At 41.5% G+C, this 23,459-nt stretch carries 25 protein-coding genes; 9 read left to right on the top strand and 16 right to left on the bottom strand.

Annotation, left to right across the window (positions count from 1 at the left end):
• Positions 1-259: 259 nt before the first annotated feature.
• The 5 genes from EG2_RS03815 to EG2_RS03835 all read right to left on the bottom strand — a co-directional run bounded on the left by EG2_RS03815 (position 260) and on the right by EG2_RS03835 (position 3,229).
• Positions 260-586 carry a DUF1292 domain-containing protein gene (locus EG2_RS03815; protein ID WP_003127498.1) on the bottom strand — a complete coding sequence of 109 codons (327 nt, stop codon included), beginning with the start codon at positions 584-586 and terminating at the stop codon, positions 260-262.
• Positions 587-608: 22 nt separating this feature from the next.
• Positions 609-1,040 (bottom strand): Holliday junction resolvase RuvX, encoded by a 432-nt coding sequence (gene ruvX, locus EG2_RS03820; protein ID WP_005471772.1) that lies wholly within the window; start codon positions 1,038-1,040, stop codon positions 609-611.
• Positions 1,040-1,306 (bottom strand): IreB family regulatory phosphoprotein, encoded by a 267-nt coding sequence (locus EG2_RS03825; protein ID WP_003127496.1) that lies wholly within the window; start codon positions 1,304-1,306, stop codon positions 1,040-1,042. Before EG2_RS03825 ends, ruvX begins: the two co-directional genes overlap by 1 nt.
• Positions 1,307-1,471: 165 nt before the next feature.
• Positions 1,472-2,299, bottom strand: a complete 828-nt coding sequence (locus tag EG2_RS03830) for a TIGR03943 family putative permease subunit (protein ID WP_060813602.1) — start codon at positions 2,297-2,299, stop codon at positions 1,472-1,474.
• 3 nt (positions 2,300-2,302) lie between these two features.
• Entirely contained in the window at positions 2,303-3,229 is a 927-nt protein-coding gene (locus EG2_RS03835) for a permease (protein ID WP_060813605.1), read from the bottom strand.
• Between the two features lie 196 nt (positions 3,230-3,425).
• On the opposite strand from EG2_RS03835, the gene EG2_RS03840 reads away from it, so the two are divergent.
• A complete protein-coding gene (locus tag EG2_RS03840) occupies positions 3,426-3,794 on the top strand; it encodes a thioredoxin family protein (protein WP_082709510.1) in 369 nt (122 codons plus the stop codon).
• A 65-nt stretch (positions 3,795-3,859) separates the two neighbouring features.
• Here EG2_RS03840 and EG2_RS03845 read toward each other — a convergent pair whose 3' ends face one another.
• Positions 3,860-4,537 carry a redox-sensing transcriptional repressor Rex gene (locus EG2_RS03845; protein WP_060813607.1) on the bottom strand — a complete coding sequence of 226 codons (678 nt, stop codon included), beginning with the start codon at positions 4,535-4,537 and terminating at the stop codon, positions 3,860-3,862.
• Positions 4,538-4,752: 215 nt separating this feature from the next.
• Here EG2_RS03845 and EG2_RS03850 point away from each other — a divergent pair, with 215 nt between their 5' ends.
• From EG2_RS03850 to add, 4 genes are all read left to right on the top strand, one after another.
• Positions 4,753-6,711 (top strand): ABC-F family ATP-binding cassette domain-containing protein, encoded by a 1,959-nt coding sequence (locus EG2_RS03850; protein WP_060813609.1) that lies wholly within the window; start codon positions 4,753-4,755, stop codon positions 6,709-6,711.
• Positions 6,712-6,778: 67 nt separating this feature from the next.
• The gene (locus EG2_RS03855; RefSeq protein WP_060813610.1) at positions 6,779-7,495 is read left to right on the top strand and encodes a C39 family peptidase; all 717 of its coding nucleotides are present in this window, start codon (positions 6,779-6,781) and stop codon (positions 7,493-7,495) included.
• A gap of 207 nt (positions 7,496-7,702) precedes the next feature.
• Positions 7,703-8,812 carry an alanine dehydrogenase gene (gene ald, locus EG2_RS03860; RefSeq protein ID WP_060813611.1) on the top strand — a complete coding sequence of 370 codons (1,110 nt, stop codon included), beginning with the start codon at positions 7,703-7,705 and terminating at the stop codon, positions 8,810-8,812.
• Positions 8,813-9,053: 241 nt separating this feature from the next.
• Entirely contained in the window at positions 9,054-10,070 is a 1,017-nt protein-coding gene (gene add / locus EG2_RS03865; protein ID WP_060813612.1) for an adenosine deaminase, read from the top strand.
• Between the two features lie 268 nt (positions 10,071-10,338).
• On the opposite strand, the gene EG2_RS03870 is transcribed toward add, so the two are convergent.
• The 8 genes from EG2_RS03870 to EG2_RS03905 form a co-directional block, all read right to left on the bottom strand.
• Positions 10,339-11,169 carry a sugar phosphate isomerase/epimerase family protein gene (locus EG2_RS03870; RefSeq protein WP_060813613.1) on the bottom strand — a complete coding sequence of 277 codons (831 nt, stop codon included), beginning with the start codon at positions 11,167-11,169 and terminating at the stop codon, positions 10,339-10,341.
• 68 nt (positions 11,170-11,237) lie between these two features.
• Positions 11,238-12,047: a restriction endonuclease gene (locus EG2_RS03875; protein WP_060813614.1), complete on the bottom strand. Its 810-nt coding sequence runs from the start codon at positions 12,045-12,047 to the stop codon at positions 11,238-11,240.
• Positions 12,048-12,339: 292 nt separating this feature from the next.
• A complete protein-coding gene (locus EG2_RS03880; protein ID WP_005471757.1) occupies positions 12,340-12,633 on the bottom strand; it encodes a hypothetical protein in 294 nt (97 codons plus the stop codon).
• A 686-nt stretch (positions 12,634-13,319) separates the two neighbouring features.
• Positions 13,320-14,393: an ABC transporter substrate-binding protein gene (locus EG2_RS03885; protein ID WP_060813615.1), complete on the bottom strand. Its 1,074-nt coding sequence runs from the start codon at positions 14,391-14,393 to the stop codon at positions 13,320-13,322.
• Positions 14,390-15,226 (bottom strand): ABC transporter permease, encoded by an 837-nt coding sequence (locus EG2_RS03890; RefSeq protein ID WP_003127479.1) that lies wholly within the window; start codon positions 15,224-15,226, stop codon positions 14,390-14,392. The genes EG2_RS03885 and EG2_RS03890 overlap by 4 nt, the downstream gene beginning before the upstream one ends.
• Positions 15,223-16,032: an ABC transporter permease gene (locus tag EG2_RS03895; RefSeq protein ID WP_003127478.1), complete on the bottom strand. Its 810-nt coding sequence runs from the start codon at positions 16,030-16,032 to the stop codon at positions 15,223-15,225. Before EG2_RS03895 ends, EG2_RS03890 begins: the two co-directional genes overlap by 4 nt.
• Before the next feature lie 10 nt (positions 16,033-16,042).
• A complete protein-coding gene (locus EG2_RS03900) occupies positions 16,043-17,131 on the bottom strand; it encodes an ABC transporter ATP-binding protein (protein WP_003127477.1) in 1,089 nt (362 codons plus the stop codon).
• 16 nt (positions 17,132-17,147) lie between these two features.
• A complete protein-coding gene (locus EG2_RS03905; protein WP_003127476.1) occupies positions 17,148-17,690 on the bottom strand; it encodes a helix-turn-helix domain-containing protein in 543 nt (180 codons plus the stop codon).
• A gap of 361 nt (positions 17,691-18,051) precedes the next feature.
• Between EG2_RS03905 and EG2_RS03910 the strand changes: the two genes are divergently transcribed.
• The 4 genes from EG2_RS03910 to EG2_RS03925 are packed head-to-tail and all read left to right on the top strand — an operon-like array spanning position 18,052 to position 20,997.
• Positions 18,052-19,041 (top strand): acrylyl-CoA reductase family protein, encoded by a 990-nt coding sequence (locus tag EG2_RS03910; protein ID WP_060813616.1) that lies wholly within the window; start codon positions 18,052-18,054, stop codon positions 19,039-19,041.
• On the top strand, positions 19,038-19,790 hold the full coding sequence (locus EG2_RS03915) for a phosphopantothenate--cysteine ligase (protein ID WP_060813617.1): 753 nt from the start codon (positions 19,038-19,040) through the stop codon (positions 19,788-19,790). Before EG2_RS03910 ends, EG2_RS03915 begins: the two co-directional genes overlap by 4 nt.
• A gap of 12 nt (positions 19,791-19,802) precedes the next feature.
• A complete protein-coding gene (gene coaC, locus EG2_RS03920) occupies positions 19,803-20,360 on the top strand; it encodes a phosphopantothenoylcysteine decarboxylase (RefSeq protein ID WP_003127471.1) in 558 nt (185 codons plus the stop codon).
• Between the two features lies 1 nt (position 20,361).
• Entirely contained in the window at positions 20,362-20,997 is a 636-nt protein-coding gene (locus EG2_RS03925) for an ECF transporter S component (protein WP_060813618.1), read from the top strand.
• A 92-nt stretch (positions 20,998-21,089) separates the two neighbouring features.
• Here EG2_RS03925 and EG2_RS03930 read toward each other — a convergent pair whose 3' ends face one another.
• Both EG2_RS03930 and murB read right to left on the bottom strand, forming a co-directional pair.
• Entirely contained in the window at positions 21,090-22,250 is a 1,161-nt protein-coding gene (locus EG2_RS03930) for a hypothetical protein (protein WP_060813619.1), read from the bottom strand.
• A gap of 251 nt (positions 22,251-22,501) precedes the next feature.
• Positions 22,502-23,392 (bottom strand): UDP-N-acetylmuramate dehydrogenase, encoded by an 891-nt coding sequence (gene murB, locus EG2_RS03935; protein WP_369914735.1) that lies wholly within the window; start codon positions 23,390-23,392, stop codon positions 22,502-22,504.
• Positions 23,393-23,459 lie beyond the last annotated feature (67 nt).

The raw sequence follows: 23,459 nt of genomic DNA on the forward strand, positions 1-23,459 counted from the left end.
TCACGAGTAAAAAGGTCGTTCGTTTTGCTTGCTGTACTTTTGACAATGACGCGCTTATTTCCTCTTGCTCAACTGCGACCCTGTGTCCACGAACTAGCAAACGGTGACTATTGATCATATAAGGAGGTTCTAATTAACTGAATTATGTAAAAAAAGTGTACGATAAGTCCCTAAAATAATTTAGTCCACATCATTTCTGACGGTTTTTTAGATAAAAAAAGCTGAACCCTTGACTATCAAAGGTTCAGCCATCATTTCTTTATTCAGATTCTTCTTCAGCCATGAATGTGTTAAAGACTTCTTCGATCATGTCCCATTCAGCTTCTGTTTCAATTTGTTCTAATTCGCCTTCTGTACCATCTTCGTTTTCAACGTAGGCATAGGCTTGTAATTCGACATCTTCTTCTTCTGGTACTCCAGCTGGATAAAGCAACACGTAGTTGCGTCCAAATTCTTCTTGTCCATCTACTGTCAAAAGAATTTCGTATAATGTTTCATTGCCTTGATCATCGACCAATGTAATGTGTTCGTGACCTTCATGGTCGTGGTTGTGATCATGATTGTGATCATGCGTATGTTCTGACATATTTTTTCCTCTTTTCTGTAAACTAAAACAGTTGTTTTCCAGCACCATCTAAATAATTCTGCAAAATCATTACTGCTGCTAATTTGTCAATGACTTTCTTACGTTTGGCACGAGATGTGTTGGCTTGTTCAACTAGCATTCGTTCTGCTTGAACAGTCGTCAAGCGTTCGTCTTGGTAGTCAACAGGCAAATCAAAACGTTCTTCGATTGCTTTGCCGTAAGCTAGTGAAGCCTCTGCTCTTGGACCAATGGTGTTATTCATATTCTTGGGCAGTCCCACCACAAAACGAGTCACTTCATACTCTTTGACTAATTCTCCAAGACGATCATAGCCAAAGTCGTTTTCATCTTCGTTGATTCGAATGATCTCGATCCCTTGCGCAGTCCATCCCATAGGATCACTAACAGCTACACCAACTGTTCGTGAACCGACATCTAAACCCATGACTCTCATTATAGGTTGATCCCGTGATTTCCTAAGTAATAACGAATCAAAACTTCCAAAATCTCATCGCGTTCATGACGACGAATCAAGTTCCGGGCATCCCGATAACGAGGAATGTAAGCCGGGTCGCCAGAAAGGAGATAACCGACGATTTGATTGATTGGATTATAACCTTTTTCTTCTAATGCACGATACACGATAGCCAGTGTTTCACTGATTTCTTTCTTGCGGCTATCATCAAAATCAAACCGTACTGTTTCATCTGTAAAACCCATTTCACGACACCTCTCTTTGTGTTGTTTTTTAGCACATTGTACGTTTCTATTGTACTCGACGTTTTGTAAAACTACAAACATCTGCACTAGTTTATCTTTATTATAACAAAGCTTTATGATATTTTTGTGAACTTTTTCAAAAAAACCGATATTTCTCTCATTTCGCTAGAATGATCGATAAACATATTGGTTAGCCGGTGCCTCGATGGTTTGTTCTTGGTCAACGACTACCATTGGCAAGTCTCGTTTAAAGGGTTGATAGTATTGCGACTGGATGGTTCCTTCAATGTGCAGCCATTGGTCATTCTCGGTAACCGTTTGTTCAGGTAATTCAACACGTAATCCAAAAACACCGGAATCCGCTACACAATGGATGATCCCAAAACGAAACAGAAAGATTTCATTACGATCATCTTGCGCTGCGTGATAAACAAAACCTTCATAGCTGATTTTTTTTCCGATAAATTCACTTGGATACGTATAGATCAATTCCATGAGTTCCAAATAATTCTCGTCGGTGACAGCAATTGTTTGTTTATCAGCATACTTCGCTAACGAAGTCGTCATTTGCTCGTCATAATCATCTTTATTGTAGTAAAGACTAGTATCTGGTTTAAGGTATTGGGTATTCATTTCGGGATCGCCGACAGACTCTTCACTCAGCGGGAAATTAAACCCTTTTGCTTCAACAATGGTCGTATCCAGACTGACTGTGGGGAAAAACAAACCAACAATGATTGGCAGTGCTAATAAGAAATACGCAATGATGCGCTGAGATTTTTTTTCGAGTCCATGGTGATGCTCATCTTCATGTTCATCAGGCGTTTGCTTGACCCAAAAATACAACTGGACTAATGCCAAAAATAAAGCGACAATCATCGAAAGAATCGCTAGATAACGATAGTGGACATTGATGAACTGATTCAGTTTTCCTGATACCTGCAAGTACATCATCAACTCAAAATATCCAGATAAAATCAAAAAACGGATCATTGTTTACACCACCCATGCATAAATTGAGACCACAACAGCAATTAATCCCACCATTGTTGCAATAAAACGACCGGTAAAATATCGTTTCATCATCAGAAGATTCTTGATGTCCACCATAGGACCAAAGACCAGAAAACCCACGACTGGACCGGCGCCGAACAGACTAAGCAGCGAAGAACCGATAAACGCATCTGCTTCAGAGCACAGCGACATCGTCAATGCCAAAACAAGCATGACCAATACCGCCAAGAATTTCGTAGAACCCAAAGTCAACATCATTCCCGTTGGCAAATACGTCTGCATCGCTGCTGCAATCAATCCGCCAATGATCAAATACCGACCAGTATCGAAGAATTCATCAATACTGTGTTGCAACAAATGCCGTATTTGATGGGACCATTTTCGTTTCACAGAACCTGTATCATGAGCATGCCCATGGTGATGTCCTTGATGGGTATCCTCTGAAGCTGTGATCAATTGGGTTTTCAAAATCTCTTGCTTGCTGAAATAAGCCAGCCAAACGCCTACCACCATTGCCACCAACAAGCTGCCAAGCACTCGCAAAAAGGCAAACTTCGCTGAATTGCCAAATGCGATGAATGTCGAAAAAATCACAATGGGATTCACAATAGGGGCTGTCAGCATAAAAGCAAAAGCCGTGTAGACTGGTACGTCTTTTTTGACGAATTGATTGACGATCGGAACGATTCCACATTCACAAGACGGGAAGAAAACGCCTAAACCACACCCCATTGCAATGGAGGCCAATTTATTCTTTGGCAGGATTTTCGTCACTCGTTCTGGCGTCAGAAAAACTTGCAGCGCCCCTGAAATCAAGCAGCCTAATAAGACAAAAGGCAAGGCTTCAATGACGATAGAGAGAAAGATCACGCTCATCTGCAGAACAGAATTAGGTAAGCTTTGTAACATATATTCAACCTTCTTTATGAAAAAAATAATTGCGCTGGAACTACTATACGTTTTTTTGCCTCAATGCACAATGTTTTTTACAGTCTTTGCTGGCACCTTAAAGCTTGCTTTAGTTTTTATTCCTTTCCAGCAGTTTCTTTGACAAGTTGTCCCTCAAAACGTACATTAGACAGAGAATCTGCTTGGAGGAATTTGCATGATACAAATGAATACATTAGATGAACTGCTGACGAAGATAAAAGAAACCCCATTGGCACTTATCTATCTCTCACAGCCGACTTGCAGTGTCTGCTTAGCAGACAAACCTCGTCTTAATAAATTAGCTTTAGAGAAGCAGGTGCCGCTTTATGCTGTCGATGTAGCGGAAGTCCCAGAGGCGGCTGGCCAATTTTCAGCATTGACTGCTCCTGTCGTCCTTCTTTATTTTCAAGGAGATGAACGCCACAGAGAAGCACGAATCATTGATTTTAATAGGTTGGCTGCTATTATTGATCGCTATAGGACTGCCTTGACCAAAACTGAGACCATCTCTTATGACGATCTTTTTGATCAACTGATGGAATAAAAAAACACTGTCTTTCCATCACCTGCTAGACGCGAAGGTTGATGGAAAGACAGTGTTTTTGGGTTTTATTCTGATTCAGTCGTTTCATGGTTTTCCGGTTCATCTGTCGTTAAGACGTTGCCAGAATGCAAGAAATAAATCAGTGTTTGTAATTCATTGGTCAAATCAACATTTTGGATCAGCACACCTTTTGGTGCAGTGATACGCGCAGGCGTAAAGTTCAAGATTCCTTTGATCCCTGCTTTCACAAGCTCATTGACTAAGTCTTGCGAATGTTGTGCGGGAACCGTCAAGATCGCGACATCGATCTGTTGGATCTTCACTTGTTCTTTCATATCGCTCATTGGATAGACAGGAACGCCATCCACGATTCGACCTACGATATCTTCATTCACATCAAATGCAGCACTGATCCGAATGCTATTGCTCTGATGGAATTTGTATTTTAACAGTGCGCTACCTAAATTACCAACACCTACTAGCGCGACATTTGTCATGTGGTCTTCATTCAACGTTTTAGCAAAAAACTGCATCAGGCTTTCCACGTCATAGCCATAGCCGCGTTTTCCCAATTCCCCAAAATAAGAGAAGTCGCGACGAATCGTTGCGCTATCCACTTGGACAGCTTCGCTTAATTCAGTAGATGAAACCTTCAACTTGCCAGCATTGTGCAAGATGCGTAAATAGCGGTAATACAAAGGCAAACGTTTCGCTGTTGCCTTTGGAATTTGATGATCTTTCAAGAAATACTCCCCCATTGTGAAAAATTCACGTGTGATGTAGCTATCATATCAAATAGTTTGCTCAAAAATCAATTTGATTGCTCACAATTTGAAATTTTTTTTATTTAATGATACAATCATTCTTTTTTCATAATCGCTGTTTATCACAAAATATGATAGACTGATAGTATTGCAACCAAGGAGACAAGTGACTTCAAGAATAGGAATGAATACATATGATACTATTACAAGCAAATCAAATCGCCAGACTATTTGGCGCTGAAGTTTTATTTGAGAATATCAACTTAGAGATTGCCAGCCATTCCCGGATCGCGCTTGTGGGAAGAAATGGCGCCGGAAAATCGACACTGTTAAAAATCATTGCCGGGATCGAAAGCCCCGATAAAGGAACGATCGCCAAAAATAAAACTGCGACACTAGGGTATCTTGCCCAAGACACTGGTTTAAACAGTACTGCTACAGTCTGGGAAGAAATGTTGACGGCTTTTGCCGGCATTCGACAGATGGAACAGCGGATGCGCTCATTAGAAGTCGCCATTTCAGAAACAGACCCGACAGCAGTCAATTATGAAGGTCTATTAAAAGAATATGACCAGCTACAACATGAATTTGCCGAAAAAAATGGCTACGGATATGAAAATGAGATCCGTTCTGTTCTACACGGCTTTAAGTTCGACGGCACTTTTTATGAGCAATCCATTGAAACATTGTCTGGTGGTCAAAAAACTCGTCTAGCACTAGCGAAGATGCTGTTGCAAAAGCCAGATATTTTGATTTTGGATGAACCGACTAACCACCTGGATATTGAGACATTGTCTTGGCTTGAAAACTATCTTCAAGGGTATGCCGGTGCTCTTTTGATTGTGTCTCATGACCGGTATTTCTTAGATAAAGTCGTCAATGAGGTCTATGAGCTTAGCCGACGGAAAATGCACCATTACAAAGGGAATTACAGTCGTTATCTGGTTTTGAAAGCCGAGCAGCTACAAAGTGAATGGAAAGCTTTCGAAAAACAACAAGAAGAAATCAATAAATTAGAAGACTTTGTAGCGCGTAATTTAGTTCGTGCCTCCACAACTAAACGGGCGCAAAGCCGGCGCAAACAATTAGAAAAAATGGAGCGGCTCGATCGGCCTCAAGGAGATGAAAAATCCGCAAACTTCCTTTTTTCAATCAGTAAACCTTCTGGCAATGTGGTAATGCAAGTAGACAACGCAGCCATCGGTTATCAAGAGACTGTTCTATCCGAGCCGATCGATTTGGATGTTCGCCGGAAAGATGCCATTGCATTAGTCGGCCCTAATGGAATTGGCAAATCGACATTATTAAAATCACTGATCCACAAGATTCCTTTGATTCGCGGTGACGTTCATCTAGGTGCCAATGTCTCAATTGGGTATTATGATCAAACCCAATCAGATCTCCATTCAACAAAAACAATCTTGAAAGAATTATGGGATGAGCACCCCACTACGCCAGAAGTAGAGATCCGCACAATTTTGGGAAGTTTCCTTTTTTCTGGTGAAGATGTCGAAAAACCCATCACATTGCTCAGTGGCGGCGAAAAGGCTCGGGTCGCTTTAGCAAAACTTGCGATGGATCATGACAACTTCCTGATCTTAGATGAACCGACTAACCACTTGGACATCGACAGCAAAGAAGTACTCGAAAATGCCTTGATCGATTATGAAGGCACATTGTTTTTTGTTTCTCATGACCGCTACTTTATCAATCGAATCGCGACCAAAGTCATTGAATTATCTGAAACTGGCAGCAAATTGTATTTAGGGGACTATGATTATTACGTGGAGAAAAAACTGGAAGAAACAGAACTAGCTGCGATGCAGCAATCTGATGTTCAAGAGAAAACCATCTCACAAGGCAAACAATCTTTCTTCCAGAGCAAAGAACAACAAAAAGCCATTCGTTCATTGCAGCGTAAAGTCACTCAAATTGAAGCAGACCTAGCCAAAATCGAAGCAGAGCTTGAAGAAATCGAACAAGCAATGACTCTTCCTGACGCATTGAACGACCACGTCCGTTTGTCTTCGCTGAATCAAGCAATGGAGACTGCCCAAGCCACGCAAGAACAGCTGATGGAAGCTTGGGAAAACACGAGTCTGGAATTGGAAGAACTAGAAACAACTGACACGAATCAGTCCACAGGCGGATGACAACCTTCCTTCCCTCTGCTTTACTTGGAGTAAGGCAAAAAAGGCACGATACTTCGGGAGGGAAGCTATGAAGAAAAAAGGGAACCAAAGAAAGCGTTATGTCTTTCTTGTTTTGTTGGGTTTATTATTGATTTTTGCTGCATTTATCCGACTTTCTCATGTGAGCTATTCCAGCCAAGATTATGAAGAATATCCCATGATGGATGACATGGATTTTGATCAAGCAGCTTACAATGAACAAGCGAACGAGTACTTACAAGAACATGGAGTGACTACGCCTCTTTACCTACAAACAAATGAAGAATGGGCTGATTATTCCTATGGTTCAGATGGTACGCAAACTTTAAGCGATAACGGCTGTGCCCTGCTCTCTCTTTCAATGGTACTCGCTTATTTGCGAGAGGATGACGTTTCGCCGCTTGAAGTTTTGGATTGGGCACAAGATAGCTACTATGTCGATGGGCAAGGAACCGATTGGCGGATTTTCTCTGATTTTGCGGATTCCTTTGGTTACTCGTATCACGATTTGGGCACAGACACAGCGCAAGTAGCCAATTATCTGGCAGTTGGACAGCCAGTGATCGTCTCTGTGACCAGTGGAGATTTCACAGATACTGGTCATATCATGGTGCTGGCTGCTATGCAAGACGAAAATGTGGTTGTTTTAGATCCAAACGATACGCCGGAAAAAAACCATTATTTAACGTCCTATTCATTGGAAGAAATCGCTGCTCAAAGTTTACATTTTTGGACATTTACAGAGGACGAAAGTACCAATTTATAAAAAAGAAACTACCTATAAGTTGTCAGGAAGGATCAAGCACGATTACCTCTTTCTTGACATTCTATAGGTAGTTTTTTTATAAATAGTCCTCATCAATGCATGTTGATAATAACCACGCCTCTTGACAGCTACCTTGAGAAATCTTCGCTTTCTCCTTACAATGGATCCGCTTTCCTTTATAATAGAAGAAAGAAAGGTGTGACGCATATGAAAATCGGAATTCCTAAAGAAATCAAGAACAATGAAAATCGTGTAGCTTTGCCGCCAGCTGGCGTCTATGAATTGGTTCAAGAAGGGCACGAGGTCTTGGTTGAAGCAAATGCAGGTATCGGATCAACTTTTTCAGACGAAGCCTATCGAGCAGTCGGCGCAACGATCGTTGCTAACGCTGCAGACGTCTGGGCGGCTGACATGGTGATGAAAGTCAAAGAACCGCTGCCAGAAGAGTATTCCTACTTAAGAGCGGGATTACTGTTGTTTACTTACCTACATGTTGCTGCCAATCCAGAATTAGCAAAAGCGCTCATGTCCTCCAAGGTTCGAGCAATTGGCTATGAGAATGTCCAATTGGCTAATGGAACGCTGCCTCTCCTCTCTCCCATGAGTGAAATCGCGGGTCGAATGGCAGTTCAGATCGGCGCACAATTCTTAGAAAAAATCTATGGCGGCAAAGGAATCCTCCTGTCCGGTGTCCCGGGTGTTCGAAAAGGTCAGGTCACGATTATTGGTGGTGGCGTTGCCGGAACCAATGCCGCGAAAATGGCGTTGGGGCTTGGTGCGCAAGTCACGATTCTCGATGTATCCATCCCACGCTTACAACAATTAGACCAGCTATTTGACGGACAAGTTCAGACACTCTTCTCTAATCGTTTCAACATTGAAGCGGCTATTCAACAAGCAGACTTGGTGATTGGCGCCGTCTTGCTGCCAGGCAAAAAAGCACCAAATCTAGTAACTCGTGAGATGGTGAAAACAATGGCAGAAAAATCAGTGATTGTAGATATTGCGATTGATCAAGGAGGCATTTTTGAGACAGAAGATCGTGTCACTACACATGACGATCCTACCTACACCCAAGAAAATGTGATCCATTATGCTGTTGCCAATATGCCTGGCGCAGTTCCACAGACTGCTACATTGGCATTGAGTATCGCCACATTGCCCTACGCTAAACAATTGGCTGCCGATCCTGAAAAGGCATTAAGAACAAACGCTGCACTGGCGCGTGGTGTCATCGCATTTGACGGTCACTTCACGTTGAAGGAAGCCGCACAAGATCTGGCGATCGATGCCGTCGAACTCTCAGAGCTGATTTAGTTTTTTCAGCAAAAAAAGTGCCAACTCAACAAAATCGTACGCTGCCATGAGACAAGCCTCCCATGGCAGCGGCTTTTTTGATACGAGCTTTTTTATAGAGGGCTTTTTTATAAAGGCTTTTTTTGAGAGAGAGAGTTTTTATCATGAGAATTTCCTTTTTTCACTAGCACATAACCCTTATCTATGCTATATTCATACATAAAAAAATTCAGCGTACCCTGCGTATGCGAGGAGGAATGACGTGTTAACGAAAAGCCAAATCCAAGCCTTCCCTAAAGTAGAATTGCATTGCCATTTGGATGGATCGATTCGTCCAGAAACATTACTTAAGATCGCCAATCAGCAAAATCTGCCTATCCCACAAGAACTGTCGATCCTTGAAGAACGGATGCAAGCCCCCCAAGACTGTTCTGATCTTAATGAGTACTTGGAACGCTTTGATTTCGTTCTTCCTTATCTCCAAAGTGAATTTGCATTAGAAGCCGCAGCGTTTGATGTCATGGAACAAGCGTTTGAAGATGGCGTCGCGTATATCGAAATCCGCTTTGCTCCTAGTCAGTCAATGGAACAGGGTCTTTCCTGCCCGCAAACGATTCAAGCAGTAGCCAGAGGGATCGCTCGTGCGGAGTCCATCTATCCGGTAAAAGGGAATATTTTGATCATTGGGATGCGGCAAGAGTCTGTTGTCGCAATCTCCCAGATTTTTTCGGAGTCTATTTCTGAAGAGAAAGTCGTGGGCATCGATTTAGCTGGTCCTGAAGAAGATGACTATGTTCTCAAATTAGCGCAAACTTACCAACTTCTCATAGATGGTCAAAACGTGCAATTGACATTGCATGCCGGGGAATGCGGCTGTATCCGTAATGTCTATCAAGCAATCGAAAGCGGTGCAAAACGCATTGGCCACGGTATCATTTTGAAAGGGGATAAGAAAGCCCAAGAATTTGTCTCCCGCAATCAAATCTGTATTGAAGGTTGTCCTACTAGTAATGTGCATACCAAAGCCATCACGGATTATCACCAATATCCTTTCAGGGAATGGCTGACAGCTGGGGTCCCTTTTTGCTTAAACACAGATAACCGCACCGTTTCTAAAACAACATTGACTGATGAATATGTACACATGACCCGTCACTGCCAAATGTCGGAAAGTGAACTGCGCCTATTGAATGAGACCGCCGCCCGCCATTCCTTTGCCAGTGAAAAAGAGAAAGAACAGCTGATCCATAGGATTCGTCATTGGCAGATCAACGAATAAAACAGCCTCAATTAGAACGTATCATTCTCAACAAAAAAAGAAGCGACAGATTAACGTTTAACGGGACAGAACACAAACATCCTCATCGCATATTTTGAGCGTTAATTCAGAATATTGGCAGGATTATGCGCTAGTGTCTGTTTGTCCCATTCTAACTTATGCTGTCGCTTCTTTTAAACATTTCACCTAAATAGTTTATTTATTAAAGGCAATCAACTGTTTGTACCCTTCAACTTTAATTGTTAATTTGCAAATATAGCCATTCGACTCAGCTCAGCCCCTCAATCATAGCAACCGCTCGCTTGATCCCTTCATCTTTCGTTCCTTCTAAGACGACATAGCAGTAAGGTTTGTATTGGTCAACGATTTGTAAAATGGCTTGATAAGGAATGACTCCTTCTCCTAAAGGGACAGAAACAATGCGGTCACCTTCAATCACATAGTCTTTCAAGTGGAGGCAGACAATTCGTTCACCAAATTTCTCAAAGGCCTCTGCAACGATTTCCACTTGTTTACTTGCCGTTTCTGGAGTGATGAGATTGGTAGGGTCATAGACGATACCCAGAAAATCAGAAGGAACTCTTGTGATCAATTCCTGAATTCGGTCATTGGAAAATAGAGGATGATTTAATCCTGCTTCGATCCCAACCATTGTTTGATAACGTTCCCCGGTTTTTACCAACCGCTGTGCGACAGTTACAAGGTCATCGAAAACTTCATCTGTGAAATTTTCTTCACTGTAACCAAGTGTAGGAATAACAGAACCCGTTTCCGAAGCAACCATTGACGCCCCAAAATAGCGTGCATGAAAAAGATAGCGTTCAAACTTTTGCAAAATCTTTTCTCGTTTATCCGCATCGGGATGAATCAAATTACTATAACAGCTTAATAATGCCACTTGAATCCCTTGTTGCCCAAATTCATTTTTGAAAAAGGTACCCATTCCAGGACTGATCAATGGGGCTGCACTAAGTTCCGGAAATGAGGCATTTAGTGCAAATTGAACATTTTTGATGCCTTTTTCAGCGACTTGACAAGCGAGATCTTGTGGATCACAAGCCTTGGTTAAGTCGTGGCCACGAACAGCGAGATTAAACATCTTTTCATTCCTTTCTTCTACTAAGTGTCTGATTCGTTCAACAAATGAGCATTAGAGTACCAGTTATCCTAAGAAGAAATGCTCTGATCTAGTTCTTTTGAGGACGTAGTAAAACTCTTACGTGTGTGCCTGAATGAGACACTTTCCGTATGGGCACACTCTGGAAACATCGTACATCCTTTGAAATAGCTATGTTTTTGCTTATTCCATTTTTGGACAATAAACCCTGATTCACATTCCGGACATTTGACTACTTGTTCTGGCAAACTATTTAAAAACATGTGCTTTTCCATTGTTTCTGGGATCAATGTGTTCAACAACTGCAATAACCCGTACCTATCATACCATTCAATGTTTTGTGCTTTTTCATTCTTCTCGATCTCTAAATAAACATGGGGATTAAATAAAGATGTTGTGATAAAAAGTTTATTTGTCCAATTTTTATCTGAGATTCCTGAATATTTATTGACAAACTCTTTTGTGATCAAGTTGGGTGCTTTCGTGTTCAAGCGGTAATGTTTGGCTTGAACAGCAATCCGTTCCGCATCTTTGGTTAAAATCAAGTCTACATTGTCATCACCAGTGTAGACCTGTTTGCCTTGCAGATAGCTTTTTCTGGTGATCTCAACATCGTAGTTTGCTAGCCGAAAGACCGCTGCCAAAAATTGCTCAAAGGCATCCCCTTGCTGTTTCCGTCCTGCTGGCGTTGCGTCATACTCTCTGTCCATATGATTCAAAAAATCCATAACGATCGATTCATCTTCGTTTTGTTCAAAAGAAAGCCCTTTTATTTCTCTGTGTTCTTTAGATACTACTTCGAATGATTGTTCTACTTTCCCAGTTTTTCGTGTAAATTTTTGCAAAAATTGTTGAATCATGCTTCCTCCTCCAGATTGTTTATCCACTTTGTCGCTATATTTATAATACCCCTAAATAAACTAGATTCATAGATTTTTATGAAATCCTGTCTTTGATAAGCAGCATTGCATATCTAGCTAGACTCTTTAAAAATTCTACTATTACCACTACTACTACCAGTAGAAGCGCAGAGACGATGTTCCATCAAAAAAAATAGAGCCCTCTTCACAAAATTGCAAAGAAGGATCTATTTTTAGTCGTATCCATGTTTGATATCACTTATCAGAAAAATCAGTGACCTTAAAATTTCTTTTATAGCAAGTTTCTTTTTTCCATTTCATCTCGATACAACTTGTACACTTCATTACTTTGTTTTTCATGACTTTTGTAAAAGATTCCATAAGAAAATATGGCTTGCATCGTATTATATTGATTTGACTTTGCCACTGAATGATACAAGTTTACAAGTTGTTGATCTGTCATCTTATTACTCTTCAGTCGTTTTTTAACAGCTTTTTGCGACAAGCTAAATAAAACAGAAGTAACCAATTGATAAATGACCCAAATAACTAAAATAACCAATACAAACTTTACTAAATCTGGCACAACATTCCACTCCTTAGGCAAACGGTTCAGCAAAGCGACTGATAGCTGTCATCAAGCATTCGCTTTCCCATTCATTTGTTTTCTAATTCAGGAGTTGTTTCGTATCTACCTAACAAGTCACTAAATTAGCTATAAAAATTAGTATAAATTTAATCTTCCAAAAAAACAAACTATTTTGCCCTTTAAGCCAAAGAAAATCAGATTCCAAAATCATCCAGTCTTCTTTGGAAAGAAGAGACAGCTTTCGCTTATATGCACAACTGCATTTCTCCCACCTTTCATGGCGTTCTCAATCAAGAGATATTTCATGCGATAATTTCTAGAAAAATTTCATATTCATATCTTCGAATTAGCTGATTCATTCTAAAAACTACGGCTATAAACCCATGGCCCTTTTCAAAAAAAGTTACTGTAACTGACGCATTGTATTTTTAGTTTTTATAGAATAGCGCTTTGTTTAGGACTATTCCTTGTTTCGACCTAGTATTGCTTAGTATTTCTTCTGCATGGCAGCTGCTTCCAGATGTCTTAGCGACTCTTTTCTAAGACAAAAAAAAACCTGTAGACAAAGACTTTTGCTGTCTCTCTACAGGTCGCTAGGAAGCTGTAACTATTTTAAAACACAATGGGGAAAGATATTTTTAAAACTTGCTTCCTTCCCTTGTATCAGTCAATCAGCTGCATACTTACTTTCGATACATCTTCAACTCCAAAAATAGGTCATTATAAATGCCTAAATATTGGGCGCCTAGATTTTCATAGACTTCCAAATGCTTCATCAGCTCATCTGAAGGATAAAACTGTTTGTCTTGCGTGATTTCATCTGGCAACAAAGCGAGTGCTTTTTTGTTTGGTGTGGAATAGCCGATGTACTCAGCATTTTGGGCAGCATTTTCTGGTTCAAGCATAAAGTTCAAAAATGCATAGGCCCCTTCTTCATTTTTTGACGTTTTGGGAATAACCATATTATCAAACCAAAGATTGGATCCTTCGGATGGGATCACATAATGGATATGTTCATTCTCATACATCATATCGGCTGCTTCGCCCGAGAAAGTCACAGCGACAGAGGCTTCTTCGTTTGCCATATACATTTTGATTTCGTCTGCTACGATTGCTTTGATGTTTGGCGTCATTTTGCGCAATTTGTTGAAGGCTGCTTCAAGCTGTTTGTCGTCTTTGCTGTTCAATGAATACCCCAAGCTGTTTAACCCTAAACCGATGACTTCCCGCGCGCCATCGATCAGCATGATACTGTCTTTTAGTTCTGGTTTCCACAGATCATCCCATTCCTTGATTTCACCTTCAGCAAAAAATTTATCATTATAGACGATACCAAGAGTTCCCCAAAAATATGGGATCGAATAGCGGTTGTCAGGATCAAAACTTAGATCCAAGAATCGGGGGTCAATATTGTCTAGCCCTTTGATCTTGCTGTGATCAAGAGGTTTCAGCAAGTTTTCTTCCATCATTTTTTGGATCATATATTCACTTGGGATGGCAATGTCATACGACGTTCCTCCTTGCTGAATTTTCGTAAACATCGCTTCATTGGAATCGAAGGTTTCATAATTGACCTTATAGCCGGTCTCTTTCTCAAACTTCTTCAAAAGATCTGGATCGATATAATCGCCCCAGTTATAGATATTCAAAACTTTGGCGCCCGCCATTCCTGAAGAATGTTCCAACTCCCGTACACCAAACAGCAGTACCAAAATGATGGCGACAATTCCTATGATCAAAGATTGTAATCTTTTCATCGCAGATTTGCCACCTCCGCTCGCCGATTTTTACGTAGTTTTTTCGACACATTTTCTTTGCTGATAAAGTAGTACCCTACGACTAGAATCATAGAGAATAAGAAGACCAATGTGCTCAAGGCATTGATTTCCAGGCTGATCCCCTGACGGGCACGAGAATAGATTTCTACAGAAAGTGTGCTAAAGCCATTCCCTGTTACAAAGAACGTCACAGCAAAATCGTCCAGTGAATAAGTGAAAGCCATGAAATAGCCGGCAATGACCCCCGGTGTCAGAAACGGCAAAATAATGTTCTTGATTACTTGCAGATTATTGGCACCTAAGTCGCGAGCGGCATCAATCATGGAATCATTCATTTCTTGTAGCTTTGGTAAAACCATCAAAACAACGATGGGAATACTAAAGGCCACATGAGACAGTAACACACTAAAGAAACCTAGGCTAAAGCCGCGGAACAAATTTCCGATCATCGTGAAGAAAATCAGAAAACTGGCACCAATGATGACATCTGGAGAAACCAGTAAGACATTGTTCAAACTTAACAACGCTGTTCGTGTTCGCCGTTTTTTCGTATAGTAGATCCCCATAGCACCGAACGTGCCGATCACTGTTGCTAAAAGGGCGGATAAAAATGCCAGCATAAAGGTATTCAATACAATGATCATCAGACGTGTATCTTGAAAGACGGACTGGTAATGTTCAAACGTAAACCCAGTAAAGTCATTCATTGTACCGCCATCATTGAAGGAATAAAAAATCAAATAAAAAATCGGGACGTACAATAGGATAAAGACAACGACAAGATAAAGATTTGACCAGCGGAATTTTTTCATTTTCGTTGTCCTCCTTTTTTCTTCTCACCTGTCAGGAGCATCACTAAGAACATAGCAATAATCAAAATCACACCGATCGTCGAACCCATGCCCCAGTTTTGTGTCACAAGGAAATGCTGCTCAATCGCAGTTCCTAACGTGATTACACGGTTTCCTCCAATCAAACGTGTCAGCATGAAAAGTGAAAGAGAAGGAATGAAAACTGCTTGTACGCCGCTTTTGACACCGTTCAATGACAAAGGCAGAATGACCCGGCGAAAAGTCTCATAGCTGTTCGCTCCTAAGTCACGGCTCGCACTAATCAATGAAGGATTCATCTCCTCTAGTGCATTGAAAATCGGCATGATCATAAAGGGCAGCTCAATATAGACCGCCACCGTTAAAAAGCTAAAATCGGTGAACAAAATCTGTTTTGGCCCGACACCCATGATCTCCAGAAAATGATTGACGCTGCCATGAATCCCAAAAATACCAATAAAGGCATAGGCTTTTAACAGCAAATTGACCCATGTAGGTAAAATAATCAGCAGTAACCATAAGTCTTTATGACGTAGTTTTGTCAAAAAGTAAGCCGTAGGATAACTGATGACCAGCGTGATCAATGTGATCAAAAAGGCATACCACACGGAGTTCAATGTCATGATCAAATACTTGCCGGAACCTAAATAACTTTGATAATTGACCAGTGAAAAATTCCCGTCCATATCGAAAAAGGACTGATAGACAATCAATAACACTGGTGCGATAACAAATAGCAATAACCAAAAGACATAGGGTATTGCATAGAAACGACGCATTTTCGTCATGTGCTCCCTCCTAATCTTCGTAGCTCTCTAAACGAGCATCAAAATCTTCTTCTGATTCATTGAAACGCATGACATGAATGTCTTCAGGCTCAAAAAACAAACCGATCTTGCTGCCTTCTTTGGCTTTTCTAGTCGAATGGACCATCCATTCATTGCCTTGTTCATCGTAACAAATGATTTCATAATGTACGCCACGGAACAATTGCGTGTCTACCTCAACGATCAATTTCCCTTTCTCAGCGGTGGTCAAACTTAGATCTTCTGGGCGGATCACGATTTCAACGGGTTCATTCGCCCGCATACCGCCATCCACGCACTCGAAGCGTTTGCCGACAAACTCGACTAAATTATCATCGATCATCGTGCCATTCACGATATTACTTTCGCCGACGAAGTCCGCCACAAAATGATTGATCGGCTCGTCATAAATGTCTACCGGTGTCCCACTTTGAATGATCTTTCCTTTATTCATGACGAAGATCTCATCACTCATCGCTAATGCTTCTTCTTGATCGTGGGTCACAAAGATAAATGTAATTCCTAATCGCTGCTGCAGTTCCCGCAGTTCGTACTGCATGTCTGTTCGTAATTTCAAGTCTAAAGCAGACAAAGGTTCATCTAAGAGCAAAACTTTCGGCTCATTGACGATCGCTCGCGCAATCGCCACCCGTTGACGCTGTCCACCGGACATTTCACTGATCTCACGATTTTCGTAACCTGGAAGTTGGACCAATCGCAATGCTTCTTTGACTTTCTTTGTGACTTCGTCTTTCGGCAGCTTCTTGATCCGTAAGCCAAAAGCCACATTCTCGAACACGTTCATATGTGGAAACAACGCATAGTCCTGAAAAACAGTATTAACTTGTCGCTGATTTGCCGGAACATCGTTTATACGCTGGCCATCAAAATAAACATCGCCTTCCGTTGCTTCGGAAAATCCGGCAATGATCCGTAAGATCGTGGTTTTCCCACATCCTGAAGGACCTAAAAGCGTATAAAAACGCCCTTCTTCAATATCAAAACTAACATTTTTCAAGACGGTTTCATCGTCATCAAATCGCTTGACCACGTTATTGAACGAAATAATTGTTTTTCCCACACTTTTTCCCCCTAAATCATAAATAAGAATCAGTTACAACGATCAAGGCGCGACTTTTTTGCCGGCCGATATTTCTCAATTGATGCGGTTCTGTTGCTTGGTAATAAATGGACTGTCCCTTGCGTGCTTTGTATTCTGATTCCCCGAGGCTCAGTGCAATCGTTCCTTCCAAAACATAAATAAAAGTTTCCGCTAAAGAAGGTTCAAATGTCTTATACTCGCCGGCTTTCTCAAAAGTCAACACGACTGGCTCCATCTCTTTTTCATTCGAGTCTGGAATCAGCCACCGCAGTTCATAGCCATTTTCTTCATCATAATAACTCGTACTGTCTTCTTCTCGATAGACCACTTGATGGTCTGCATTTTCTTGACGGAAAAATTCTTCCGGGGTCACTCCAAGGACTTCTAAAATCGTAAAAAAAGTTTCCATTGAAGGTGAACTTAAATCTCTTTCTAATTGGGAGATGTACCCTTTGGATAAATCGGTTCGTTCCCCTAATTCTTCTTGTGTCAGATTTTTTTGGACCCGCAAATTGCGGAGCTTCTCGCCAATCTCCATCTACATTCCCCCTCGATCAAAAATATAGTAAAAAAATCCCATAAAAAAGTTTGCTAATAGTAAACTTCAAGTTTAATTTCACTTTTTCCAGTATACAAACTTTTCTAAAAAAAACAAGTCTTTTTTTACCTTTTTTGAAGAGAATTTTTCGAAGCTTTCTTATTGACTAAATGAGCTGCAGCCAATGGGCAGCTGTCACATAATGCCTTTATTTAGCCATTTTCATTCAGTAGCTCTCAATACCCTTCTCTCATTCTAACGAAGAAATTGGCTCATGAATAATCATCTGTTTCGCAACAATGATTAAAAATCAACCAGATTATGGTATCATGAGTTCAAACCATTAAAGGAGTTGCCTTGAATGACAGAATTTTCGTCTTATATCGTAACAAATGAACCAACATTTACTGCCACTTTAAAGACCTGCAAACTGACAGATTTACCTGAGGGAGACGTTCTTGTCAAAGTCGCTTATTCCGATGTCAATTATAAAGATGCTTTAGCAGCTAAAGAAAATGGCGGTGTTATCCGTACTTATCCGATGACACCAGGCATCGACTTGGCTGGTGAAGTCATTGAAAGTCAAAGTCCGGATTTTTCAACCGGCGACCAAGTACTGCTGACAGGTTACGGCCTAGGTGTTTCTCATCCCGGTGGCTTCAGCCAATACCAACGGGTACCGGCTGATTGGCTGATCAAACGACCAGAAACTTTATCGGCTAAAGATAGTATGTGTTATGGTACTGCTGGCTTTACTGCGGCACTGGCTGTCACCGAACTTGAAAAACTTGCCCTTGAAAAAGAAGCGCCGATCGTCATTACCGGAGCTTCCGGAGGTGTCGGAAGTATCAGCATCGCATTGCTGCATAAGTTAGGCTATACAAACATCGTCGCACTTTCTCGTAAAAAAGAGGCAGACTGGTTATTGGCACTAGGAGCAACCAAAATCACTGATCCAGCTGATTGGCAACCAGAAAAAATCAAACCGCTGGCGAAGCAGACAGTAGCGGCAGTTATTGATACCGTCGGTGGTTCCCTTCTTTCCGCATTATTGCCGCAAATCCGTTACGGCGGCGGTGCCTTTTTATGCGGAAATGCTGGGGGGATCAACATCGAAACGACGGTTTTACCCTTTATTCTTCGCGGCATCCGCGTGATCGGTATTGACTCGGTCAATGTTGACACTGCCACTCGTAACGAACTTTGGCAACGTCTAGCAACAGGCTGGTATGTCGCAGATCAGTTGCATAGTCATGAGATTACCTTTGAAACATTGCCGGAAACACTCGCATCCTTATTAGCCGGTACCCATCAAGGTCGGACGATCGTCAAGGTGGCATCAGAAACATGAGAATATTGATCACTGCCGGCGGAACTTCCGAAAAAATTGATTCAGTACGGGCGATCACGAATCATTCAACAGGTTCATTAGGCAAAGCCATCGCTGAAGCGTTATTAGAAAAAGGGATTGAAATTGATTATGTCACAACTCGTCAAGCAAAACAGCCAGCTAACGATTCACGATTGACGGTCCACTATATCGAAGGCACTCTTGGATTACTGAATTGTCTTGAGTCCTTATTATCGGCACATACTTACTTTGCAGTGATCCACAGCATGGCGGTCAGTGATTTCACACCTGCTAACAGTTGGTCACAAGAAGCATTCTTGACAGCGATCAATCAGTTGCTTCCACAATTTGACAACCAAGTATCTCCTGAGTTGTTAGAGACATTAGTAGCACAGTCAATGGAACAGTCAGGCAAACTCTCTTCGAATACTGATCATCTAGTGATGGTCTTAAAGAAAACACCTAAAGTGATCCAGCGAATCAAAGCAAAACAACCTCAGACAAAGTTGGTGGGTTTCAAATTATTAGTCGATGTTTCGGAAGAAACACTTTTTCAAGTAGCCCGTGATAGTCTAGCTAAAAATCAAGCAGATTATGTCTTGGCCAATGACTTGACTACGATCAAAGAAGATCAGCATATTGGTCACTTACTAACTGCCGATAAAAAAATCGGTACCGGCCATACTAAGCTAGAAATTGCCGCATTGATCGTAGATACATTATTGAAAAATGAAGAGCCCCTTGGATAAGGAGGAATTAAAATGAAACAAAAACATGTATTATTAGGTATTAGCGGAAGTATCTCCGCTTATAAAGCAGCGGATATCGCGAATGAGTTGACAAAACGAGGGTATGCAGTCGACGTGATGATGACTGCTAATAGTACGCAATTCATCACACCATTGACTCTCCAGTCATTATCTAAGCGACCAATCCATGTGGATGTGATGCAAGAACGCCAACCTGACCGGATCAACCATATCGAATTAGCGAAGCAAGCGGACCTTTTCTTGATCGCACCAGCCAGTGCCAACTTGATTGGTAAATTGGCTCATGGTTTAGCAGATGATCTGATCTCAACGGTCGCTTTGGCATTGACTGCGGAGGTACCAAAACTGATTGCACCAGCGATGAATACCAATATGTATCAAAATCCAATCGTGCAACGAAATCTAGCCATTTTGAAAGAGGTCGGTTATCAAGAGATCGCTCCTCGCGAGGCCTTGTTGGCTTGCGGGGATTTCGGCCGCGGCGCGCTGGCGACCGTGGAAGCGATCGTTGAACAAGCTGTTGCAGCATTGGAAGTACGAGGAGTCTAACATGAAAAAAATAGCCACTTTTGATTTAGTTTTAACTGCATTTTTCCTGGGGATCTTGATTCTTTTAGCATCCGTTCCTTTTCTAGGGTTCATTCCTTTAGGTCCGATCAATGCTACTACGATGCACATTCCCGTGATCATTGCTTCCATCATTTTAGGACCACGGATCGGCGGCTTTCTGGGAGGGGCTTTTGGCATCATTAGTATGGTCCGTTCAACGTGGATCATCTCGCCGCTTTCTTTTGTGTTCTCGCCATTTGTCCCAGTCTATGGCATGGATCATGGAAGTTGGAAAGCGATCTTGGTTGCTCTGATTCCTCGCATTCTGATCGGAATCGTCCCTTATTTTGTCTTTAAAGCCTGCCAGAAAATGTGGCAAAACAAGCGGCAAAGCACTTCGTTGCTGATTGCTGGAATCGCTGGAGGATTGACGAATACGATTCTCGTGATGAACCTCATCTACTTTTTATTCCAACAAGAATATGCCGCTGCGATCGGTAATGCCGGAACTGCCGTCTATACCGCCATCCTTGGCGTTATTTTGACACAAGGTATCCCAGAGGCGATCGTTGCAGGAATTGCGACCATGACTGTTGCTTCTGTGTTACTGAGATTGACGAAAAAGCCACGTTTTTGATTCATTTGAAAGAACTTCAAACAAAAAGAGCCATTGAAGCAGCTTGATAAGCTTGCTTCAATGGCTCTTTTTTTAGTGTTCCTTTATGCTGCTCATAAATTTTGGCTTACTTGCAATGCCTCAGCCAAACGCTGGTACTGTTCTTCGGTCAGTAAGTCTTCATAAATCAACAAAAAATCAGCGATTTCTTCATCCGTCATGCCCTGTAGATCAGTGGCAACCATCTCTAATAATTGGTCAAACTCCTCGTCTGTTAGCGTATAATTTGTCCAATCTTCATCAGAGAGGGGATCATCGCCGTAATAACTGTCATCCCAAAAAGAGTCTTCTTGATAGGAATCAAAAAACTCTTGCTGATCAACGACATTTTCTGAAGCAGGTAACTGGACTTTTTCATCACTTTGTTTGCCGCTGATAGTAAACGTGATCCCAATAGCCAAAGGCAGCTCGCCAGATTGGGTCATGTTCATCACAACTTTTTGGTTTTGTTTCTTTGCATTGATAGATATAGTCAAATCAATACGTTCACTGTCTTTCAGCAGATCTTCCCATTGCGTAATCTCACTAGTGTCTGCCTTTTGTTTTTTGGCATAGTCAACAAAGTCCAACAGCTCTTGTTTTGTGAATGTATGCGTGATGGTGTCACCATCTCTTTTAAAAGATTCACGATCCAACGTTTTGACATACTCTGCCAATGTCTCAGAAGAAAATAAGCTATTGTTCAATAGCTGGTCCGTGTCAAGATCTGACATCTCATCTGGTGACAGACGAATATATTTATCTTTACCCGTCGTATCTGGCGTTTCGCTACTATCAAATGTATCCGATGCAAACGTATCCGATGTACCGAATGTATCAAATGCAAACAGATTGCTCATTGCCTCAACGATTTCTGCAGAAAGGTAGGTGTCATGGCTCTTCCCATCGATCAAAAGATTCAGTGGGACATCGATTTCTCCAGAAGACAGTGAGGCATCCAAACGAATATTTTTGCTTTTTGGATCTTCAACAAAATTTCCCGTGATCTTGGTTCCCGCCAACTGGGAGAAAATCATCCCTGCGATCATGCTTTCTTGTGAATTTTGGCTGTCCTCGCCAGCAAATTCAAATGTATCGATCGTCACGCTAAAGTCACCAGCATTCATATCTTTTTGTACTGTTAACCCATCAGCAAACTGATCCTGCGGTAATTTCGTACAACCGGTTAAAAAGAATAGCCCAACCAACAAGCCAATACCCAACCACTTTTTCATACTATCCCTCCATTTTCCCCTTTTCTTTATTGTAGCCAAAACGGAATGGGTAGACAAATAGTACAGCCTTCCCATTGCCTTTTTTAATAAAAAATGTGACAACTGCCCAAATAAACAACCGTTCTGAAAGATTCAAGTAATGCTATAGGTTCTCGATACATCGCAACGATGCCTTACGAAGCCTTGCAATACATTCATTCTTCAGATATCGATTTGTCATCAGACGTTGTCACAATTACGAACATGTTGAATTATTTTGCTTCTTCTCCGATAATACGCACTTCTGTCTCTAACTGGACATCAAATCGCTCCTTGATCACTTGTTGGATATGAGCGATCAGTTCCACATAGTCCGTCGCTGTAGCATGATCGACATTGACGATGAAGCCAGCATGCTTTTCAGAAATTTGCGCGCCGCCCCATTTCAATCCTTGTAAACCGGCGTCTTGAATCAACTTGCCAGTGAAATGACCAACAGGCCGCTTGAAGACACTGCCGCAAGAAGGATATTCTAATGGTTGTTTCAGCTGACGGAGTTCCGTCAACTCATCCATTCGTTTCTTGATTTGATCTTGATCCCCTTGCGCCAAATCAAAACGAGCCGACAGAATGATCGCATGTTGGTCTTGAAGCGTACTGTGGCGATAAGAAAACGCCATCTCTTCTTTCATCATAGTCACGACGCGGCCATCTGCGAGCAAGACATCACAGGACGCAAAAATATCTTGAATCTCACCATCATAAGCACCGGCATTCATAAATACCGCTCCCCCGACGCTTCCTGGAATCCCGCAAGCAAACTCAAATCCTGTCAACGATTCATGGAGTGCCACATACGTTGTATCGATCAGCTTCGCGCCTGCTTCGACGATCAAAGTGGTATCTTCTACCGTTATCTGATTCATTTCTGATAGCATGATCACAACACCGCGAATCCCACCATCACGAACGATCAAGTTGCTAGCATTGCCTAAGACCAACCAAGGAGTATCAGTTTCTCGACAATAGGCGACAATTTGTTCTACTTCTTTTGCTGATTTGGGAAAAGCCAGGATATCTGCAGGCCCTCCTGTTTTCGTATACGTATAATTCAATAAAGCTTCATCTTTTAGTAACGCAATTTCTGGAAATTGCTTGATCATTAATTCTTTATTCACAAGAAAGAGTCCTTTCACATTAAACATCTTCCTTATTTTAGCATGTTCATTG

It is taken from the genome of Enterococcus gallinarum NBRC 100675 (assembly GCF_001544275.1).
GTDB lineage: Bacteria > Bacillota > Bacilli > Lactobacillales > Enterococcaceae > Enterococcus_D > Enterococcus_D gallinarum.